The sequence below is a fragment of the Corynebacterium argentoratense genome (genome assembly GCF_021491455.1).
Lineage (GTDB): Bacteria > Actinomycetota > Actinomycetes > Mycobacteriales > Mycobacteriaceae > Corynebacterium > Corynebacterium argentoratense_A.
In genome coordinates this window covers 1-18930 of record NZ_JAKETN010000003.1, presented here as the reverse complement: position 1 = coordinate 18930, position 18930 = coordinate 1, and the positions used below count along the sequence as shown (strand labels likewise).

Genomic DNA, 18930 nt, shown 5'->3' with positions numbered 1-18930 from the left:
CTGGCTTAATCCTCCTTCGGGTAGTGGGCGGTGTAGTGCATGCGCCCTATGGTTGCCGTGGCGTGTATCCACGCACCGTCGTCGTTGATGCGGATGTCTTTATCCCCCAAGCTGGCGGGTAAGGGTTCGCCTATTGCGTGTGCGCGGGCGGCAATCCCGGCTGCATCAATGGCGGCTATGTAGGACGCGCCCGTGGCGATTCCACCAATCATGAGCACAAAAACAGCCACGAGTCCGCTGAGCGACAGTGCGGCTTCAAGCGTGACCATCTGCAGCCTTTAGCTCACGGAGTTCAGGGCTTGCATGACGATATCGGTGAGGGCTTTGGATATTTTCCCACCGCTGACCACCGCGTACAGTGTGGCTGCTAGTGCCGCTGCTGCAAGCGAGCCCATTGCGTATTCGATGGTGGTCATGCCGTCATCTTCTTCGTGCCAGCACCTCCACACGCCTCCGCGTTGCCCTATCGCACCGCCGGCGGTCCGCGGTGTGCTGTCTGTTGCGCCCGGCGCGATCGGATCGTTGTTCGGAAAGCCGGTCGTGCTCGTGTGTTCATTGATGTTCATTGTGTTTCTCCTTGTAGTGTCGTTGGGTTGTCGTTGTGAGTTGTCCGGTCCTTGAGCTACCAAACCGGGCGGCTATAGGCCGAACATGGTGCGCCCGAGCCCTACCACCACGGGCACGAGCCCCAGCAGCATGAATGCTGGCAGGAAGCACAGTGCTAGTGGTGCTGCGATGAGGACCCCGGCGCGTTCCGCAGTGGCGACGGCTGCATCGTTGTCGTCCTGCCTCAGTCGGGCTGAGATTCGACGGCACCCTTCAGCGATCCGTACTCCTCTGCGTTCGTGCATCCGCGCGAGTTGCACCAATTCGTGAGCCCCAGGCCCTTCGAACGAGGCCCATGCTTTGTCAGCGGGCACGCCGAGGCTGAGCAGTCGTGCCAGGGTGTGCCATCGATTCGTCACTTCCGGCGCACTACCTGAAGGGGTAGTGGTTGTGGCTACGATGGCGGCAGCGGTGGCTATGGCGAGTCCGCTGTCCAAGCATGCGGCGAATAGTTCGATGTCTGCGGCTTCATCCAGCGGTGGGGGCGTTGGCCCGTCACGCGCACGGTTGTCCATGCGTTGGGCGGAGTGTGCGTGTGGGAAGATCGCGAGTCCTGCGGCAGTACACAGGAAAGTGAAGGTCAGGGTCATCAGTGTCCTTTCTTTGTTGTCGCTTTGAGAATGATCCGGGTGGACCAGTAGATGCCGAGTGCATCGCAGGTCACTCCGAGTAGGAGAACCAGTGCCCCCACTCCCCCTCCACTGAGAAAGCCGATGGGGTCGGCTCCGAGCGCGTGGCCGAGTGCAATACCGGCTACGGGGAGCACGCTGAGTGTCAGTGCGGTCGCTAGTGCTCCCTGGGCACCGGCTTGGGTACTGCTTCTCCTATTCAGCCAGGCATCGACTTGATGTTGTTGTTGGGTCAGCACGGCGTGCAGGCTCACTCCGTGGGAGTGGGTGCTGCTCCACACTCTGCCGAGCCGTGCGATATCGGGTTGTTCGCTTGCGGCTAGTGCCGCGGCGGCCTTGGCTGGGTGGTGTGCGTGCGCTGCTGCTGTGGCGCATGCGGCGTTGCCGGTTTGTTCCGCAGCTACCTTGAGTGCTTCACCAAAGGTAGCGCCGGCATCGACATCAGCACGCAGAAGTCCCAATATGGTTGATGCTTCACGGGCTTGGGTGGCTCGCCGCTGGGCAGCCCACAATGCGGTGGCACTGGCATGAATACTCAGGCCCGTTATGCACAAAGCGGCAACCACGCTGATAGGCAACGGGCTCGCCACCCCTAGGGCCACCATGGGGATGACGATGAGTCTTTGATCGAGTGCGCGCTGCTGGCTTTGTATTCGTCCTGCCGGCGCACCGTGAACAATCAGCAGCGCCGCAGCACAGGCGAGTGCCGGCAACAATGTCGATTGAGTGCTACCCAAGGCGGTGTTCATACTCTGTCTCACCTGCTTTCCATATGCTGCGGATGCGCAAAGGGGGGCCCTCGATCCGTCCGATTTCTTCGATAATGCGGCCCTCGCGGGTGCGGGCCACCGAGATAACAACGTCGACTGCTGCGCTTAGCTGAGCGTGGGCGGCTTCGCGGTCGAGCCCACCTAGTGCCGCGAGGGCTTCGATTCGTGCGGGCATTTCGTGGATGCTGTTGGCGTGGAGGGTTCCGGCTCCCCCTTCGTGCCCCGTGTTGAGCGCCGCCAGCAGATCGACGACTTCTGCCCCACGGATTTCCCCCACCACAATCCTGTCGGGCCTCATGCGTAATGCTTGTTTGAGCAAATCGGACAGGGTGATTTCCCCTGTGCCTTCCGCATTGTTGTTGCGGGCCACCATGGTGACAACGTGGGGGTGCGTGGGGCTGAGTTCCGCGGTGTCTTCGATGCAGATGATGCGCTCGGTGGGGGCGACTGCTGTGAGCATGGCTGCCAACAGCGTGGTCTTTCCGCTGCCGGTTCCACCAACGATCAGGAAGGCTTGGCGGTTGTGCACAATATCGGCGAGCTGTGCGGCAACGCCCTCGGGCATCATGCCCTTATCCAAAAGGTCGCCCAAACCCAGGCGCGCTGAACGAAGTACGCGCAGGCTGATGCAGGTGCCGCCGTCGGCCGGTGGGCTCAGCACAGCATGCACGCGAATGGCGCTGCCGTCATCCCGCAGGATGCGACCATCGCAGTAGGGGGCTGCGTCGTCTAGTCGTCTGCCGCATGCCAAGGCTAGGCGGGTGGCCAAGGATCGCACGTGGGCTTCGTCTTCAAACACCAGTGGGCTTTTCTCCATGCCTTGGCCTCGGTCGAACCACACGTCGTCGGGCCCATTGACCACGATGTCTGTGAGTCCTTGCATCGATAGGAGTGGCTCCAGTGCACCAATGCCTTCAGATTCGTGACGCAACGTTCGCAGAAGTTCCAACACGGCGTGGTCGCTGATCACGCCGGCTTCTTCTCGGATGATTTCTGCGCGGCGAGCGGCCGCAAGCTCCCCGGTAGTACTCAGACCTACCTCGTGAGCAATCCTTCTAACGATGCGGTCAACCAGTTCCTCATTGACCCTGTGTCCTTCTTGCGACCCCGCTTGGTGCGTGCTTCGGGGGGTGCGCGTGCGTGGGCTCATAGCACTGCCTCCACTGCTCGGAGCATGGGTCGAGGCCACGAACGTGCCCCACCCAATTCGATGCGTTTGGCCAGCGCCTGCGAATGCGGATACTCCGCTATCACCTCAGCTCCGGCAATTTTTTCTATGTCCGCCCGGCTCAGCCCCGACCATCCCCTATGGGTCGCGACCACCACATGCTCCACGGACAGAGCATTAAGCGCCTCTACCTGCTGTTTTAGTACCAAACTGGAGCGCAGCTCTGCCGGCGCCACCACCACAACATCGTCCGCAGCTGCCAGAACATTATCTCGCCATGGCGCGTGCCACGGCATGTCGATAATGCAATGCCCCGGGTAGTGTTCAACGCTATCAATGACGTCGCGAAACACCCTCTGCGCAGGAGGATGCTCGCCGGTCAACAGCGACCACCCATCGTGGGTGATAGCCGCGGCAGCAAGCTCTGCAGCATCAAGTCCCTGCGTGTTGCCGCTTAAATCGTCCCACCGCATCCCGAGGTCTTCTTCGAGCCCACAGATGAGGTCGAGGCGCCCCGGCGGGTAGGCGGCGTCGATAACAAAGCCCGAACAGCGCACACCCAGTGCGCAAGCAAATGTGCTTGCACCGACCCCACCACCTGCACCCGTGACCACGGTGATGCGGGTATCTTCGCTGCGCTGATTACCAAGCACGTCGACCGAGCTGTGCCCCAACAGTCGTAGCAGATCAGGTGTTTCCGCCGGCACCCGGAACACCGCCTCTGTGTGCAGTAAAGCAGCAAGCTTCCACTCAGGCTCCCCGTGCTCCGCACCAAGCAGAATCACGCGCGGATGACGCTCCCACCCTTGACCACGCACGATGTGCCCTGCTGTCGCGTCAACAATGACGGCATGGGCTCTACGCCACAGCGCCCTCGCGCGCTCCGGATCATCGACGCGAACCGCCTGCCTGCCTGTAGCAGCTGCAGCGTTCATTGCCTCGGCAGCCAGCGCTTGATCATCAACCCACACGATGATGGGAGCAGTGTTATCCCCCACTGTCGATGCGCCGACAGAGCGGGTACTCGAAGGCATACGTTGTTTCATGCACCCCACTGTGGCGCACGTGCACGAAGCCGTCGATCGCCAACCTCACCGCTGTGGATAAACCATAAAACACCAGGAACGGATCGCAGGGCGTTTGTCAGATCCGGATAATTCGCACTTAATCTGTGGATAACGCCTGGGCGATCAACTGCACAAAATTATCGGGTTGTTCCATGTGCGGGCTTCGACCACACTGCGGAAAACTCACCACCCGCACCCCGACACCACCGGCACAGCGAGCGGTCGCCTTCCTGGCAAGAAGCCTCCAAAACCCACTACGCTCGTCCGGCACCACCATGCTCACCGGAACCCCCACCCGAACGTTCGCCCACTTAGACGGGGCCGGCGCCCACGACACACGCAAATAGCGAGCCAACGCAGCCACCGTGTTATCCACGGCGTCAATACGCAACACCCATTCCCGCACCTGTGCATCACTGACACCGCAGGCCAACGCCGACACATCACAATCAGGACCAGTAGCAGCCCGCAACCACCACCGCGAACACGCCACCGGATTACGCTTAGCCCACCACTTCAACACAGAAGGAAAAGCAATAGCCGCCGCCCTGAACGCAGGAGCAACAGCAAAAACAGGGCTACGCAACGCAGCCGAACGCACATCAGTCGGATAGCCCCCAGCCACCGACACCAACGCCTTCACGCACTGCGGATAGCCCACAGCCAGGGCCCATGCGACCGCAGCACCCGTACCTGCACCGCAGACAATCGCGGCGTCATGACCCATTTGGCGAATCACACCCGACATATCCCCCGCCAAAAAACGCAAACCATATTCCGACGGGGGCTTATCCGACATGCCAGCCCCCCGAACATCAACGGCCACAGCATGAAAACCAGCCCGAGCCAAAGGCTGCAGCACCCGACGAAAATCAGCCCAACAGCCCCCGCCGTCATGAATCAACAACACACAGGGATCAGACTGCTGGCCAGCGCTGACACAATGAATCCGCACACCACGGGTATGCACAAACACATGCTCAAACGGCCCCTGCAAGGACAACACCTGGGGAGACAGTGCACTAGAAACCACCACGCTACCTCCACAAACACCAAGGCCGCGCGAACACAACGCCGCGCGGCACCAATTGAAAGAAAAAACTAGGTGTACATCCAAGAAGTGTTACCCGACAGCTGCTTCTGCGCCTTACCCGGCACGAGCTTCTTCAGTTCGTTGACGGACTCGATGGTTTCCTTCGGAGCACTCACCCCACGGACCTTCTTAAAGCCAACCAAAGCCAAAGAACCCGCAACAGCGAGCATCAGCAAGAACACAATCAAGGTGGCCGCCCACACCGGAAGCCACAGGCTCAGCAAAGCGGCGACAAAGAAGAAGAAAAAGAAGGTGCTGTACAAAGCGATGGCACCGGCCACACCAAACAGGCCACCACCGACTACGCCCTTCTTCGCCTCGGCAGCGAGCTCGGCCTTGGCGAGCTCGATCTCACTGCGGAACAGAGTCGACATATGGGTGGTTGCATCGCTAATAAGATCGCCGATAGAACCCTCGCCTGCGGGGCGTGTATCGACATCAACCAGCGGAATCGAGTCAGCTTTCGGAGCGAAGTCGTGCGCGCCGTCAGTGTAAAGCCCGTCTTTAGTGCTCACAGTAAGTATTCCTTGCGTTTTCGTGCGTTTCACATGTCCCTACAGACACATACTCTAACCATATTGCCAGTGATTGCCCCGGATAGTCCACCCACCCCACCCGAAAAGCCCGCCTGCCCACCCAAGCGGGTTGCTAGGCACTAGGGTTGGATTCGTGCCTGCCCCGCTAAACAAGCCAGCAAACGAGCCAACACACAAGGCCGCGCACAGCCCATTGCGCTCCCTGTGCGACCACCCTCAGCTGCATGCCCCCATCGACGCGGTACTCACCAAAACGGCCGCTACCCAACGCCGCCCCATTATCCTCAGGCGCAGCGCAGAAATCAGCGCGGAAGCCTTAAGCCGGTCCGCGCTCACAGCCCACCGCCTCTACCCCACGACCGCAACCCAGCACGCCTGTTTAAGCGCCTACTCGCTGCTTACCCCCAGCCACATCCTCAGCACCACCACAACGTTTTCACGCGCACCGCTGCAGGTACTGCTCAGTGCCGATACTTTACTTGGCGGCACGGGCACACCGCACGTTGATGCCACGGAACGCATCCACGCGCTGAGCTCGCTGATCACACACTGCCACAACAGTCCCGCCAACCATGCCCCCGTGCTCGCTGCCATCGCCCACGCCGAAATAACCAACAGCAACGCCTTCGGCCCACGCAGTCCACTCATCGGGCTGCTAGCATCGCGACTAGTAGCCACCACTTTTGGCCTGGACCCGCACGCCCTGTTCGTGCCCGAGCTCTACTGGGTGCGCCACCGCGACGAGCTTGGCCAGCAGATCAAAGATTTCAACACTGACCCCCGCGGCGTCATTACATGGGTGGAATCAAGCCTTCAATCGTGGACCGTAGGCGCCGAGGAAGCCTCCGGCATAATTCAGCAGTTCTAGCCGGTGCCGTCACCCGGCCAGGCCCCGACGCGCCCATCAGCCACCCACCAACCACGGCCGCTGCCAGCAAGCACACGGCCCACGCACCCACGCGCCTGCGAGATGGGACCGTAAACAATGGCACAGGATTTTTAAACGAACGGATCGTCCAGCCGTGCTTTTTTGCGTAGCGCTTCAGTGCCCTGTCGGGATTGACGGCCACCGCATTGCCCACGACCTCCAGCATGGGAATGTCCGTGGCCGAATCCGAATAGGCAAAACTCGCCTCCAGGTTGTAGCCCCTGCTAGCGGCGAGGTCACGAATCGCCTGGGCCTTGCGCTCCCCCTTGCAATAGAACAAGACTTCTCCTGTGAAACGACCGTCCTGCACCCCAAGGGTTGTCGTCACTGCATCGCGAATGCCCAGCTCGCGGGCGATCGGAGCGACCAACTGCGCAGCCGACGCAGAAACAATAATGACGTCGTGCCCCGCAGCCTCGTGCAAAGCAATCAGCTCGCGCGCCTCCATGTAGATCGCGGGGGACACCACCTCATGCAGGGTTGTCTCCGCGATATCCGACACTTGCTGGACGTCCCAGCCCCGCACCATCGCCGCTAGATTGTCCCGGGTACTGTCCATTTGCTCGCTCGAATGACCAACCAGACGGTAAGCAGCCTGCGCCACAGCCAAATGGGCTGCAACACCAGGTGAAATAAGGCCGTTGTCCAAAAATTGGCGACCGTAAGCAAAGGCAGAGGACTTAGCGATGATGGTCTTGTCTAGGTCGAAAAATGCAGCAACCTTTTTACCGGCTGACTGCCCCCGCATCGACCGCGCGGGCGTAGCGGAAGTCTGCCGGTGTGGCTGATCCGAAGGTCCTGCTTTCACGCTTGCCCAGTGTAGTCCACAACAGTCCTCCCTGACAGCACTAGGACAACGCCATACAAGGCATAAAAACCACCACACCATGCCAACAAAACAGCAGGTCAGTGGCATACTTGACAGCATTATGCACTATCAGTATTGTAGTTGGTGCATGGCCCCCCTGGATTTATCCAGAGCGCGTGGCCGGCCCCGGCACCCCCCCGCCGGGTTGGCGGCTCGTTCACACCCCCCCGAGTACGAGCCGCCTTTTTAATGCTTTTTTCCTTTTCTCGTTGCGGGCCCGGAACTACCCCAGAACTACTTAGCCACGCACGCACCGGTATCAACTGGTGAAGAAGCTGCCGACATATCCCCGACAGCAGCCCGCACGTCCGCGGCAGTCAAGACATAGCCGGTATCCGTAGCGTCCGTAGCAGCACCAAACACCACACCAAGGACATGGCCCTCAAGATCCACCATCGGGCCGCCACTATTGCCCTGACGAATAGTGCCGCGCACAGTGTAGGCCTCACGATCCACACGAGTCGACGCATAAATATCAGGACCATTAACTGTAATACGGTCACGGATACGCGCAGGTGCAGCCTCGAACGGCCCCGACTCGGGGAATCCCATCACGATCGCGTCCTCCCCCGTTGTCGCCGGCTGCGCAGCCCACTCCAACGGCGGCAAACCCAAACCGGGGCTACGCAACACCGCAATATCTTCCTGCGGGTTGTAGTACACAACCTCCGCGTCCTTCATCCCCAACACCGTATCCAAACGCACCGCAGCACTACCCGCCACGACGTGCGCATTCGTTGTCACCTCATCAGGACCACTGACAAACCCCGACCCCAACAACCGACGACGACACTGATCAGCATCCGCAACCACATGGATCACCGACGGGCGCAAACGCTCAACCAACGCCACGTCATCAACCTTCACCTTCGGCGCAGCGACCTCCTTCGACTCGGTCGACTCAAACGGAGACACCAGCGGCGGCAAACCCGTATCCGACAACATCGCAGACAAACGCGTCGGCCACTGCGCCCACGACTTCGGCGCATAACGATCCACAACCCCCAACACAGCAGAACGACGAACATCCGTACTCAAACGGCCAAGCGACGCACCAGCAATCGGAATAGCCACCAGCCACGTGACAATCAACACCGCGCACACCTGAAAAACAGAGCCCACAGCCGAATCAATCTTCAACGAGCGCTTCATCCGCATGTTGTCACGCAAACTCGCGCCAGCCAACCCACCAATCAGATTGCCCAACCCGACCAGCATGATGATCGTGCCGCACGCCAACAACAAACGAATCGCCGTCGCATCAGTCAACGACATAACAGCCGGCGCCAAACCCACCCCACAAATCAAGCCAGCGAGCAACCCCACGGTGCTCAAAACCGACGCCACAGCACCCTGCCGCCAACCGTTAAACACGGCATACAACAGCAGCAGGGCAATCGCGGCGTCAACTAACGCAAACTGGCCAGAACTAAGCATAGGTTGTATCAGTCTAAATCCGTGCGCTCACCATTGCGGGAGGCGCGCAGCACCTCAAACAACGGCTCCGGTTCGCCCGGCGGCAACGGCTCCAACCAACCCGAACTACGCAGCGCCGCATCCAAAAGACCACCCGTGAACCCCCAAATCACATAGCCACGGTGGCGAAAAGCAGGCCCCTGCCAGCGCTTATGCCCCACCCGCAGACGATTTTCCGGCGCAACTAGCTCAGCTATGGGCGCCTCGAACACATCATCGGCCTCCGCAGGACTGACCACGCCGTACGGGGAACGCTGCCGCCAAAAACCCACCACCGGGGCCACCGCCTGCGCAGCCGAACGCACCGCCACCCCATCAAGCACACCAACAACGTCGACGCCGCGGGGGTCAATGCCAGTTTCTTCCTGGGCCTCGCGCAACGCGGCGTCAACAACCGTTTCGTCTTCCGGATCAATCCGCCCGCCTGGGAAAGCGACCTGGCCGGAATGCGCACGCATCGACGGATTCCTATGGGTCAGCAACACCGTCGCATCATCCAAGTGGTTGCCGGCAAACAGCATCAACACCGCGGAGCTCACCGGGTGCGTCGTGTACCGGGAGCGTGCCGAGATCGCCTCATAAAAACGCCCCGAGTGCGTGGCCTCCGCCAATGGTGACAGCCACTGGGGAACATCAGGCAAGTCGCTACGCTGACCCATGCATGGCCTCCTGTACCGCCGCCTCCAGTTGCTCCACCGAATCAAATACCTTCGCAACGGGCGCGAAGGAACCATCGGGGCGCACGACAACCATGATCGGCACCACCCCCGGCAACCCCAATGTGCCGGCGAAAGAATTGCTGGAATCCTGCAGGCTGGGCAGCTGAACCCCCAACTCATCGAGCAATGACGCCCCCGCTGCCGCATCCGCATCCGCATGAACACCCAGCACGCGCATGTCCGGGTGGCGTGCTGCAAACTCGTCGAACACAGGCAGTTCCTGTCGACAGGGCTGGCACCACCACGCCCATAGCGTCACCACAGTCGCCGCAGGTGCCTGCGAATCTGGCTGCACCTGGCCACCCAAACACGGCAGCTGCACCCCGGCCACGTCGCCGACGGGACAATCCGGGCGCGCAGGAACATCCGCGGCGTCATAATCCTGCCGAGATACCCCGCCTTGTGACTGTGCACCATCGTTGGAATCTGAAGATGGGAAACCGAAAAGACCAACCAGCATCAGCACCATCAGCGCGGCAATGATTAACGCGCCAACTGCCGAAGCAATAGCGAACTTACGAGGAGTATTCATCACTTCGTCCCTGACTTTCGGGCGGCAGCTTTCCGTGCACCAGATGTTGATGACGCCGCGACGGTTGCGGATGGGCACAAACGCGCAATGCCACATTCCCAACAATGCGGTGAGCGAGCAAAGCACACCCGACGCCCGTGGAAAACCAAACGATCAGAAAAAGCCGTCCATTGGGCGGGTTCGATCAGGGCACCGATTTCCTTTTCAACCTTGAGTGGGGATTCTTGGTTTGTCAGGCCCAACCTGCGACACAGCCGACCAAAGTGAGTATCGACAGGCAAACCCGGCAGCCCAAAGATATGCCCGCGAATGACATGCGCAGTTTTGCGCCCAACGCCGGGCAGCGTGACCAAATCTTCGATATCGCTAGGTACTTCTCCGCCGAAGTCCTCAACAATTTTTTGGCCCAAGCCAACTAGGTTTTTTGCTTTGTTGTGGTAAAAACCGGTGGATCGGATATAGCGTTCGACCTCTTCAATGTCTGCTTCTGCGTAATCTTCAGCATCAGTGAAGCGCTCAAACAGTGCCGGGGTTACCTTGTTTACGCGCGCGTCGGTGCACTGGGCACTCAGCACCGTCGCGACCAGTAGCTCCAGCGGGTTGGTGAAGTTAAGCTCACATCGAGCATCCGGGTGGAGCTCGGCTAACTCCCGATTAATCCGGCGGGCTCGACGTTTGAGGGCTAGCGGTGACTCAGTGGCCAAAGACATAGTGACAACAATAGTAAAAGCCCACTATGAAAGGCTTCTATGGGCAGCCAATGCACAGGGGCATCGGCTGCTACACGGGCTGCGCGGGCCTTGTGTGAGAGCGGTCATTGCGGCGCGCTAAACTATGCCTCATGATGGCAATCCTGTTTCTTTTCACGCCGATTGTCCTCGCAGTGTTCACAATGCAAATGGAACGCGTAGAGGATTTCTGCACCGCTAGTGCGGAGCCCTCTGGGCAGGACACACCATCAATTTAAGATCAGCGTCCCAAAAACTAAACGACAGTACCACTCAGAAATTCCACTCCACACTAGCCATCGTGATCTGGCACATAGTAGTATGTGAATTAGATTTATTCCCGTTAACAGCGATGGCCTAAGGTACCTCCGGGGCGATCGCGGCACAGCAAGCCAAGGAGTGTTTATGGAAGCCGTACAGGAAATCCTTTCCCGAGCTGGCATTTTTCAGGGCGTCGACCCCGTCGCCGTCAACAATCTCATCCAAGACCTAGAAACCGTCCGCTACCCGCGCGGCACCACCATTTTCGAAGAAGGCGAGCCGGGCGATCGCCTGTACATCATCACCGTTGGCAAGGTGAAGCTTGCTCGCCACGCCCCGGATGGCCGCGAAAACCTCTTGACCGTTATGGGCCCGTCCGACATGTTCGGCGAGCTGTCCATCTTCGACCCGGGCCCCCGCACCTCCTCTGCCGTGTGTGTCACTGAAGTTCAGGCAGCAACCATGAACTCCGACATGCTGCACCGCTGGATCCGTGAGCACCCGGAAATCTCCGAGCAACTCTTGCGCGTTCTGGCCCGGCGCCTGCGTCGCACCAACGCTTCCTTGGCTGACCTCATTTTCACCGATGTTCCTGGCCGCGTTGCAAAAACCCTTCTGCAGCTAGCTAACCGTTTCGGCAGCCAAGAGGGTTCGGCTTTGCGTGTTAACCACGACCTCACGCAAGAAGAAATTGCCCAGCTCGTTGGCGCTTCTCGTGAGACCGTGAACAAGGCGCTGGCAACGTTTGCTCACCGCGGCTGGATTCGCCTCGAGGGCAAGTCCGTTCTGATCAGCGATACGGAGCATTTGGCTAAGCGCGCCCGCTAGGAGTCCTAGCCTGCGGTTAGATCCGCGTGTGCTTAAAGCGCTGGGGCCGACGAGTTTTTCACTCGGCGGTCCCAGCGCTTTACTGTTTATTGATTATTGTCTAGGTAACGCAGGGTCACGCGCGTGGATTGCTCTGCAGCATCGCGTAGCACGGGGTCTACGTCGGTGTAGATGGCATCAACAATCTGCTTGAGCGTGGCATCTGGGCCGAGTTGTTCCCGGGCGTCACGAACTTGTTGGAGACGCTGTTCGCGACGATCAATGTATTTGCGCGCGAGGACGGATACGTCGGGGTGGTCGGGGCCGTGGCCGGGGAGGAGAGCAACACCCTGTCCGTCTTTTTCCAAACGCGCCAAGGTCTCGAGGTATAGGCCGAGGTCTCCGTCGGTTTCGGAGATCATGGTTGTGTGTCGGCCTGCGATGGTGTCGCCAGTGACGATGCCTTCGAGGGTGGACTCGTGGGGAACACCGCTCCAAATGTAGAAGCACACGCAATCTGCAGTGTGTCCGGGCGTTGCGACGACCTCAATCTGGGGCGTGACGCCCTCTACGGTGATGATCTCGCCATCAACCAGTGGTTCGGCATCACGGCAGCAGGACTTATCGACGCCGCGGATGGGGGCGCCGGTGAGCTGCCTGAAGCGCAGTGCGCCGTCGGCGTGGTCATGGTGACGGTGTGTCAGCAGGATCAGTGCTGCTTTGTCGGACTTTGAGTTGAGAACGTTGAGGTGGCCTTCGTCCTCAGGGCCTGGATCGATGACGATGCTGCAGGGGTCCCCTTCAGCGCGAATGACCCAGGAGTTGGTGCCTTCTAGGCTCGCATAGCTGGGATTGGGGCAAAGAACAACTGCTGCGGACGCGGTGACCGGCCGAAGTTGACTGTAGGCTGGGTGCTCCATGTGCCCAAGCTTAGTAGGCTTGCGGCTCGCATGGGCACCCTTTACGGCACTACTTGCGAAGTTTTGCCCGCATTAGGGGGCAATTTCTACGATAATTTCCACTTCAACTGGGGAATTGAGCGGAAGTTCCGCAACGCCAACTGCCGAGCGCGCGTGGGCGCCTGCGTCGCCAAAGATTTCACCCATGAGTTCCGAGGCCCCGTTGATGACGGCGGGCTGGCCACCGAAGTCTTCTGCGGATGCTACGAATCCGACGATCTTGAGCACACGGGTGACCTTGTCGATACCGACGAGCGCGTCTACCGCAGCCAGCGCGTTGAGCGCTGCGGTGCGCGCATATTTGTAGGCGTCTTCTGCGGACACTTCAGCACCGACTTTGCCGGTTGCCGCGAGTTCGCCGTTGACGAAGGGGATTTGGCCGGATGTCCACACTTGGTTTCCGGTGCGGATTGCCGGCACGTAGGCGGCTACGGGCGCTGCTACCTGGGGAAGGGTGATGCCGAGTTCTTTGAGGCGTTCGCTGGTGGTCATTTTATGCTTCGACCTCGCGCTTCATGTAGGCAACGACATTTTCCGGGTTGGGTCCGGGAACAACGCTGACGAGTTCCCAGCCGTCTTCACCCCAGGTGTCGAGGATTTGCTTGGTTGCGTGGGTCAACAGTGGGACTGTTGCGTATTCAAACTTTTTAGCCATGCCCAACACTGTACCCATTGGGGTTGAGTGTGGGCATGGGGCACGCTCGGGCGGTTTTTTACTGGTCTTATCTAGCCTAAAGGCCGATCAGTTCGCCACCGTTGGACAAGTATTCGTACCAGTTGGTCACGTGTGGGTTCTTGCGCAGGATTGCTCGGCGCTGCCGTTCGGTGAGTCCGCCCCACACTCCGAATTCAACTTTGTTGTCTAGCGCGTCGGCTCTGCATTGCAGCATCACGGGGCAAAGGCTGCAGATTTCCGCTGCTTGTCGTTGTTCCGCGCCCGTGACGAAGAGGGAGTCTGGGTCGACATCGCGGCATTTTGCTCGCATAACCCAGTCGCCTCGCTTTTCGGGCGCGTGTGGGTTGATCCCGCCGTGGGGATTAGTGCTGGACGCTTTCTGGCCGATGGTGCCGTAGGGGTTGCGCGTCCGTGTGCGTAAGAGCGGAGTTGTCATGCTGCCACCCTCCTAATATGTCATAGGGATCGTTCCAGCTGTGAGTCTACACACATAATAGATCATTGTCGAAGCCAGTCACATGAATGCTCTACCGCGGCACATTTTCGGCGGGTTTTTCGGCGCTACGCGTCGTTGCCAAGCGACTTTCACGGCGGTTGTTCAGTAGAGTCTTGGTGTGTCTTCCTTGAAATCCCTGGGCCAGCTCACCGCCGCCATCGCCGCTGCGGGACTTGCAACTGCCCTGGCGCTCACTCCCATTGCCGTTCTCGGCGGCGCCGGCGTCAGCCGAGCGGAGGAGACAATGGATTCAAACCTCACCGACCTCACAGCGGGTTCCTCCCCCGGAGTCACCACAATTAATGACGCCGCGGGGGAACCGATTGCGTGGATCTACAAGCAACGCCGCTTCGATGTGCCCTCGAATCAGATCGCGGAACCAATGAAACAGGCGATTGTCAGCGTGGAGGATCGCCGCTTCTACGAGCACGACGGTGTCGACTGGAAGGGTGCGCTTCGCGCCATGGGCCGCAACATTATTAAGGGTGCGGTGAGCGAGGGGGCGTCAACAATTGATCAGCAATACGTCAAAAACTATTTGCTGCTGGTTGACGCCGAAAATGAGGCAGAGCAGCAACTTGCAGTGGAGCAGTCGATCCCCCGCAAGCTTCGAGAAATGCGGATGGCTTCAGATTTGGATCGTCATTTAGATAAGGACGAGATCCTCGCGCGCTATCTCAACATTGTGCCTTTCGGCAATGGCGCCTACGGTGTCGAGGCTGCAAGCCGGACGTATTTCGGTATCCACGCTTCTGAATTGTCGGTGGCACAGGCGGCGATGCTGGCAGGCATCGTGCAGTCTTCTTCTTTGCTTGATCCCTACACCAACCCTGAGGGTGTGGCCGAGCGCCGGGCCACTGTATTGGACACCATGGTGGAGTCTGGAGCGATCACGATCGAGCAGGCGCAGGCCATAAAGCAGGAACCTCTAGGTGTTTTGGAACAGCCGCAGGGCTTGCCGAATGGTTGCATTGCTGCTGGCGATAGGGGGTTCTTCTGCGATTATGTGCTCGATTATTTGTCCAAGAAGGGGCTTGATTTCGATGAGGTCGCCACGGGCGCTTACACCATCGATACGACTCTTGATCCCGCAACCCAGGTGGCCGCGCGACAGGCGGTGACTTCGCAGGTGTCCCCCACCACCCCCGGGGTTGCGGAGGTTATGAATGTGGTGGAGCCCGGGGAGAAGTCACGCAAGGTTGTGGCGATGACGTCGTCGCGTGATTACGGTCTTGATTTGGATGCTGGCCAGACGGTCCTTCCTCAGCCTTTCACTCGCGTGGGTGCGGGCGCAGGTTCCGTGTTCAAGGTGTTTACCGCTGCGGTCGCTTTGGAAAAGGGCATGGGCGTCGACACCATGGTGGATGTTCCCCCGCGTTTCGAGGCGCGCGGCATGGGTGATGGCGGGGCGAAAAACTGCCCGCCGGATACCTATTGTGTGGAAAACTCTGGCGTCTACAAGCCTCAGATGACGTTGAAGCAGGCGTTGGCGCAGTCGCCGAATACGACTTTCGTGAAGCTCATCGAGCAGTTGGGGGTGTCGAATGTGGTGGATATGTCAGTCAACTTGGGGCTTCGGGATTATGTTGAACCGGGCAGTTTTGATGGTGAGTCTTCGATTGCGGAGTATGTGAAGTCGCACAACTTGGGTTCGTATACGTTGGGCCCGACGGCGGTTAACCCCCTGGAGTTGGCGAATGTTTCGGCGACGATCGCCAGTGGTGGCATGTGGTGCGAGCCCTCCCCTATCAACAAGGTGTTGGATCGCCATGGCCAGGCGGTTAATTTTGATGTTCCCGATTGCGAGCGTGCTGTTCCAGAAAATGTTGCTGCCGCCTTGGCGAATGCTTTGAGTGAGGATGTCGTGGATGGCACTGCTGCAGATGCGGCTAAGGCTGCAGGGTGGGGTTCGCCGACTTCGGCAAAAACTGGCACTACTGAGAGCCATTTTTCGGCGGCGTTTATGGGCTTTAATTCCCGTCTGGCTGCTGTGCCGTATGTGTATAACGATGGCGTGACGCCTACTCCGTTGTGCACGTCGCCGTTGCGCCAGTGCCCTGATGGTGATTTGTATGGTGGCATGGAGCCTGCTCGGACTTGGTTTGTTGCTGCCCGTGGTATTCCGGGCGCGGCGGATGGGGTGTTGCCTGCTATGGATCCGAAGTTTGGGCGCGGCTTGGGTGTGTCTGATTTGCCGTCGGTTCGGGGTTTGAGTGAGGGTGATGCCCGCAAGCGTTTGGAGAAGGCTGGCTACAAGGTCTCGATCACGTTTGTCCCGGGTGATGGCATGCCTCGTGGGCGTGTTGTTGGTATCCGCACCGGGGAGGCCGTGATGCAGGGGGATACGTTGACGCTTGAGTTGTCGGATGGGTCCTCGCGTCCATCTGCACCGCCGTCTCCTGCGCAGCCTGAGGTGCAGGTGGGTAATGACGTCGCGGACGATCTTGGCGCTGCGATTGATGATCTATTGCGTTCTTTGGGCGCGAATTAGCTGATTGCGGGTGCTCGGGTCGAGTGCTCGCTAGTAGGCTTGTGGCGTGGATACTGGAAAAAGTGGATTGAACCACGCGTTGAGCGTGCTCGGGGTCAGTGCTGGTTTGGGGGTGGGGGCTGGCGCTGCGGTGATTGGCCATGGTTTGGCGGAGCTGCGGCGTTTCACCCTGCACACTGTTGAGCTTCCGGTGTTACAGCCTGGTACGTTAGCTCGTGCTGGTCGGGAGGATGAAGGGTTTTTTACCGTGTTGCATCTGTCGGATCTGCACATGATCCCGGGGCAGCGCGCCAAGCAGCAGTGGGTGCAGTCTTTGGCTGAGTGCGAGCCCGATTTGGTGGTGAACACTGGGGATAATTTGAGTGACGCCCATGCGGTCCCGGAGGTATTGCGGGCTCTTGATCCGCTGCTAAACACTCCTGGGTTGTTCGTGTTTGGCACGAATGACTATTTCGGCCCTTCGCCGGTTAATCCGGCAAATTATCTACTGGGTAAGAAGCGCAAAGCTCGTGGGGTGGAGTTGCCGTGGAAGGGGATGCGCGCTGCGTTTGTGGAGCGCGGTTGGAGGGATTGCACCCATCAGCGCCATGAGTTCAGCGCCAACGGTTTGCGTGTGGCTGCTGCGGGTGTTGACGATCCGCACCATAATTACGACGACTATGGGAGCATCGCTGGGGCCCCTAATGCCCAGGCGGATATCTCTATTGGCTTGACGCACAGTCCGGAGCCGAGGGTGTTGGAGCGTTTCGAGGCCGACGGCTACCAGCTGACACTGTCTGGGCATACGCATGGTGGCCAGTTGTGTTTGCCTCGCGTCCGCGTTCCCTGGCCGGGGAACTCTCGTTTTTCAAGTGATTCTCGGGTGAGTGATGTGTTGGCCCACGCGTCTGTCCCGGAGGAGATCCCCAATCGTTGGGGTTCCGGTGTTGCCGGCAGCCTATCTGCCGCGCAGCCCACGGGGCATGCTCTGGTGACAAATTGCGGGATTGATGCGGCTCGAGTGTCTGGCATGCACCGCTTTGGGGCTTTGTGGATGCACGTCAGTAATGGTCTGGGGACATCGAAGTTTGTTCCGCAGCGGATTATGAGTAAACCGTCGGCCACCCGCATTTTGTTGACGGAAACTCCGCGTGTGAGCGGGGCTTAAGCTGGCACTTTGCGCAGGTTAAGACCGTGCATTAAGATATTCCGAGGTAGCGGCCAGGGCGCCCCTTTTTCCCGAGTCCTGGATTAACGCTTATCGGGATATGGCGCAGCTTGGTAGCGCGCTTCGTTCGGGACGAAGAGGTCGCAGGTTCAAATCCTGTTATCCCGACCATCTAGATTAGGTCAACGACCAGCAAATTTACTGTTTGCAGGTTGTTGGCCTTTTCGCATTCCCGGACCACATGAAAAACGTGCACACCCGCGCCCCTACCGCACCGCCACCTTTGTACGTGAATCACTAACAAACCGAGCCAGTGCGCAGGCAGTTTTTTTATACTGTTAGGCACTGGCTTTTCTTTTCCACGCTGCAGGAGGCAAGCATGAAACTGGCTGAAGCACTCACCGAACGCGCAGACATTCAAAACCGTTTGCAGCAATTGCAGAAGCGTTGCGCCGCCGTCGTCCGCATTCAGGAAGGCGACGTCCCCGACGAAGATCCGGCAGCGCTGCTCCAAGAGTTCGCAGCATTAAGCGACCGCCTAGCGCGCTTGGTGGTCATGATTAATCGCGTGAACTCCACGACCGCTTTTGACGAAAACCTATCCATCGCAGACGCGATCGCATTACGCGACCAAGCGGCCCGCGAGCAGAAGTTTTTCAACTATCTAGCCGACGAGGCAGCTGCACGCACAGACCGCTACAGTCGCAACGAGATCAAATTTGTTGCCGCCTACCCAGTAGCTGACTTGCGCTCACGGGCAGACCAGGCAGCGAAGCGCTTCAGGGAACTCGACACCGCACTACAGCAGAAGAACTGGACCACCGACTGCCCTGCTTTTGATTAAACTGGCTCTTCCGTTTTTAGAGTGCGTTGATCTTCCCCTGCAGCTGTCCGGAGTGGATCAAGCACCGCAAGATGTAGTGGTTGAGATTCCTGAAGCCCAGGGCGATCCCGCGCAGGTGCTCGAGCCTGC

General features: G+C 59.3%; 22 protein-coding genes and 1 tRNA gene. 6 read left to right on the top strand and 17 right to left on the bottom strand.

The window, feature by feature from the left end:
* Window positions 1-5: 5 nt before the first annotated feature.
* From L1C91_RS04430 to L1C91_RS04395, 8 genes are all read right to left on the bottom strand, one after another.
* The gene (locus L1C91_RS04430) at window positions 6-269 is read right to left on the bottom strand and encodes a hypothetical protein (RefSeq protein WP_234858219.1); all 264 of its coding nucleotides are present in this window, start codon (window positions 267-269) and stop codon (window positions 6-8) included.
* A 9-nt stretch (window positions 270-278) separates the two neighbouring features.
* A complete protein-coding gene (locus tag L1C91_RS04425; protein ID WP_234858429.1) occupies window positions 279-416 on the bottom strand; it encodes a DUF4244 domain-containing protein in 138 nt (45 codons plus the stop codon).
* A 222-nt stretch (window positions 417-638) separates the two neighbouring features.
* Window positions 639-1196, bottom strand: a complete 558-nt coding sequence (locus L1C91_RS04420) for a type II secretion system F family protein (protein WP_234858218.1) — start codon at window positions 1194-1196, stop codon at window positions 639-641.
* Window positions 1196-1972, bottom strand: a complete 777-nt coding sequence (locus L1C91_RS04415) for a type II secretion system F family protein (RefSeq protein ID WP_234858217.1) — start codon at window positions 1970-1972, stop codon at window positions 1196-1198. Before L1C91_RS04415 ends, L1C91_RS04420 begins: the two co-directional genes overlap by 1 nt.
* Window positions 1965-3155 (bottom strand): TadA family conjugal transfer-associated ATPase, encoded by a 1191-nt coding sequence (locus L1C91_RS04410; protein ID WP_234858216.1) that lies wholly within the window; start codon window positions 3153-3155, stop codon window positions 1965-1967. The genes L1C91_RS04415 and L1C91_RS04410 overlap by 8 nt, the downstream gene beginning before the upstream one ends.
* Window positions 3152-4219 (bottom strand): hypothetical protein, encoded by a 1068-nt coding sequence (locus L1C91_RS04405; RefSeq protein WP_234858215.1) that lies wholly within the window; start codon window positions 4217-4219, stop codon window positions 3152-3154. Before L1C91_RS04405 ends, L1C91_RS04410 begins: the two co-directional genes overlap by 4 nt.
* A gap of 118 nt (window positions 4220-4337) precedes the next feature.
* On the bottom strand, window positions 4338-5276 hold the full coding sequence (locus L1C91_RS04400) for an alpha/beta fold hydrolase (protein WP_234858214.1): 939 nt from the start codon (window positions 5274-5276) through the stop codon (window positions 4338-4340).
* 65 nt (window positions 5277-5341) lie between these two features.
* A complete protein-coding gene (locus tag L1C91_RS04395) occupies window positions 5342-5848 on the bottom strand; it encodes a phage holin family protein (protein ID WP_234858213.1) in 507 nt (168 codons plus the stop codon).
* 154 nt (window positions 5849-6002) lie between these two features.
* Here L1C91_RS04395 and L1C91_RS04390 point away from each other — a divergent pair, with 154 nt between their 5' ends.
* On the top strand, window positions 6003-6737 hold the full coding sequence (locus L1C91_RS04390; RefSeq protein WP_234858212.1) for a hypothetical protein: 735 nt from the start codon (window positions 6003-6005) through the stop codon (window positions 6735-6737).
* Here L1C91_RS04390 and L1C91_RS04385 read toward each other — a convergent pair.
* From L1C91_RS04385 to nth, 5 genes are all read right to left on the bottom strand, one after another.
* Entirely contained in the window at window positions 6661-7545 is an 885-nt protein-coding gene (locus L1C91_RS04385; protein ID WP_234858428.1) for an HAD family hydrolase, read from the bottom strand. The two genes, L1C91_RS04390 and L1C91_RS04385, sit on opposite strands and share 77 nt — an antisense overlap.
* A 354-nt stretch (window positions 7546-7899) precedes the next feature.
* Window positions 7900-9102: a MarP family serine protease gene (locus L1C91_RS04380; protein WP_234858211.1), complete on the bottom strand. Its 1203-nt coding sequence runs from the start codon at window positions 9100-9102 to the stop codon at window positions 7900-7902.
* Between the two features lie 8 nt (window positions 9103-9110).
* Window positions 9111-9800: an NUDIX hydrolase gene (locus L1C91_RS04375; protein ID WP_234858210.1), complete on the bottom strand. Its 690-nt coding sequence runs from the start codon at window positions 9798-9800 to the stop codon at window positions 9111-9113.
* Window positions 9787-10392 (bottom strand): TlpA family protein disulfide reductase, encoded by a 606-nt coding sequence (locus L1C91_RS04370; protein ID WP_234858209.1) that lies wholly within the window; start codon window positions 10390-10392, stop codon window positions 9787-9789. Before L1C91_RS04370 ends, L1C91_RS04375 begins: the two co-directional genes overlap by 14 nt.
* Window positions 10392-11102: an endonuclease III gene (gene nth / locus L1C91_RS04365; protein ID WP_234858208.1), complete on the bottom strand. Its 711-nt coding sequence runs from the start codon at window positions 11100-11102 to the stop codon at window positions 10392-10394. Before nth ends, L1C91_RS04370 begins: the two co-directional genes overlap by 1 nt.
* 423 nt (window positions 11103-11525) lie before the next feature.
* Here nth and glxR point away from each other — a divergent pair, with 423 nt between their 5' ends.
* Window positions 11526-12209 carry a CRP-like cAMP-activated global transcriptional regulator GlxR gene (gene glxR / locus L1C91_RS04360; RefSeq protein ID WP_234858207.1) on the top strand — a complete coding sequence of 228 codons (684 nt, stop codon included), beginning with the start codon at window positions 11526-11528 and terminating at the stop codon, window positions 12207-12209.
* Between the two features lie 86 nt (window positions 12210-12295).
* Here the strand turns inward: glxR and L1C91_RS04355 are convergent, their stop codons facing one another.
* The 4 genes from L1C91_RS04355 to L1C91_RS04340 form a co-directional block, all read right to left on the bottom strand.
* Complete coding sequence (locus L1C91_RS04355) at window positions 12296-13108, bottom strand: MBL fold metallo-hydrolase (RefSeq protein WP_234858206.1); 813 nt, start codon at window positions 13106-13108, stop codon at window positions 12296-12298.
* 72 nt (window positions 13109-13180) lie between these two features.
* Complete coding sequence (locus L1C91_RS04350) at window positions 13181-13639, bottom strand: RidA family protein (protein ID WP_234858205.1); 459 nt, start codon at window positions 13637-13639, stop codon at window positions 13181-13183.
* A gap of 1 nt (window position 13640) precedes the next feature.
* On the bottom strand, window positions 13641-13802 hold the full coding sequence (locus tag L1C91_RS04345; protein ID WP_020975441.1) for a DUF4177 domain-containing protein: 162 nt from the start codon (window positions 13800-13802) through the stop codon (window positions 13641-13643).
* Between the two features lie 76 nt (window positions 13803-13878).
* On the bottom strand, window positions 13879-14259 hold the full coding sequence (locus tag L1C91_RS04340) for a WhiB family transcriptional regulator (protein ID WP_328219583.1): 381 nt from the start codon (window positions 14257-14259) through the stop codon (window positions 13879-13881).
* A 178-nt stretch (window positions 14260-14437) separates the two neighbouring features.
* Between L1C91_RS04340 and L1C91_RS04335 the strand changes: the two genes are divergently transcribed.
* From L1C91_RS04335 to L1C91_RS04320, 4 genes are all read left to right on the top strand, one after another.
* Window positions 14438-16810 (top strand): transglycosylase domain-containing protein, encoded by a 2373-nt coding sequence (locus L1C91_RS04335; RefSeq protein WP_234858204.1) that lies wholly within the window; start codon window positions 14438-14440, stop codon window positions 16808-16810.
* Window positions 16811-16889: 79 nt separating this feature from the next.
* Window positions 16890-17957: a metallophosphoesterase gene (locus L1C91_RS04330; protein ID WP_419178714.1), complete on the top strand. Its 1068-nt coding sequence runs from the start codon at window positions 16890-16892 to the stop codon at window positions 17955-17957.
* 94 nt (window positions 17958-18051) lie between these two features.
* Window positions 18052-18128: transfer RNA gene (locus tag L1C91_RS04325), tRNA-Pro, on the top strand.
* Between the two features lie 208 nt (window positions 18129-18336).
* Window positions 18337-18801 carry a DIP1984 family protein gene (locus L1C91_RS04320; RefSeq protein WP_234858203.1) on the top strand — a complete coding sequence of 155 codons (465 nt, stop codon included), beginning with the start codon at window positions 18337-18339 and terminating at the stop codon, window positions 18799-18801.
* The last annotated feature ends 129 nt before the right edge of the window (window positions 18802-18930 follow it).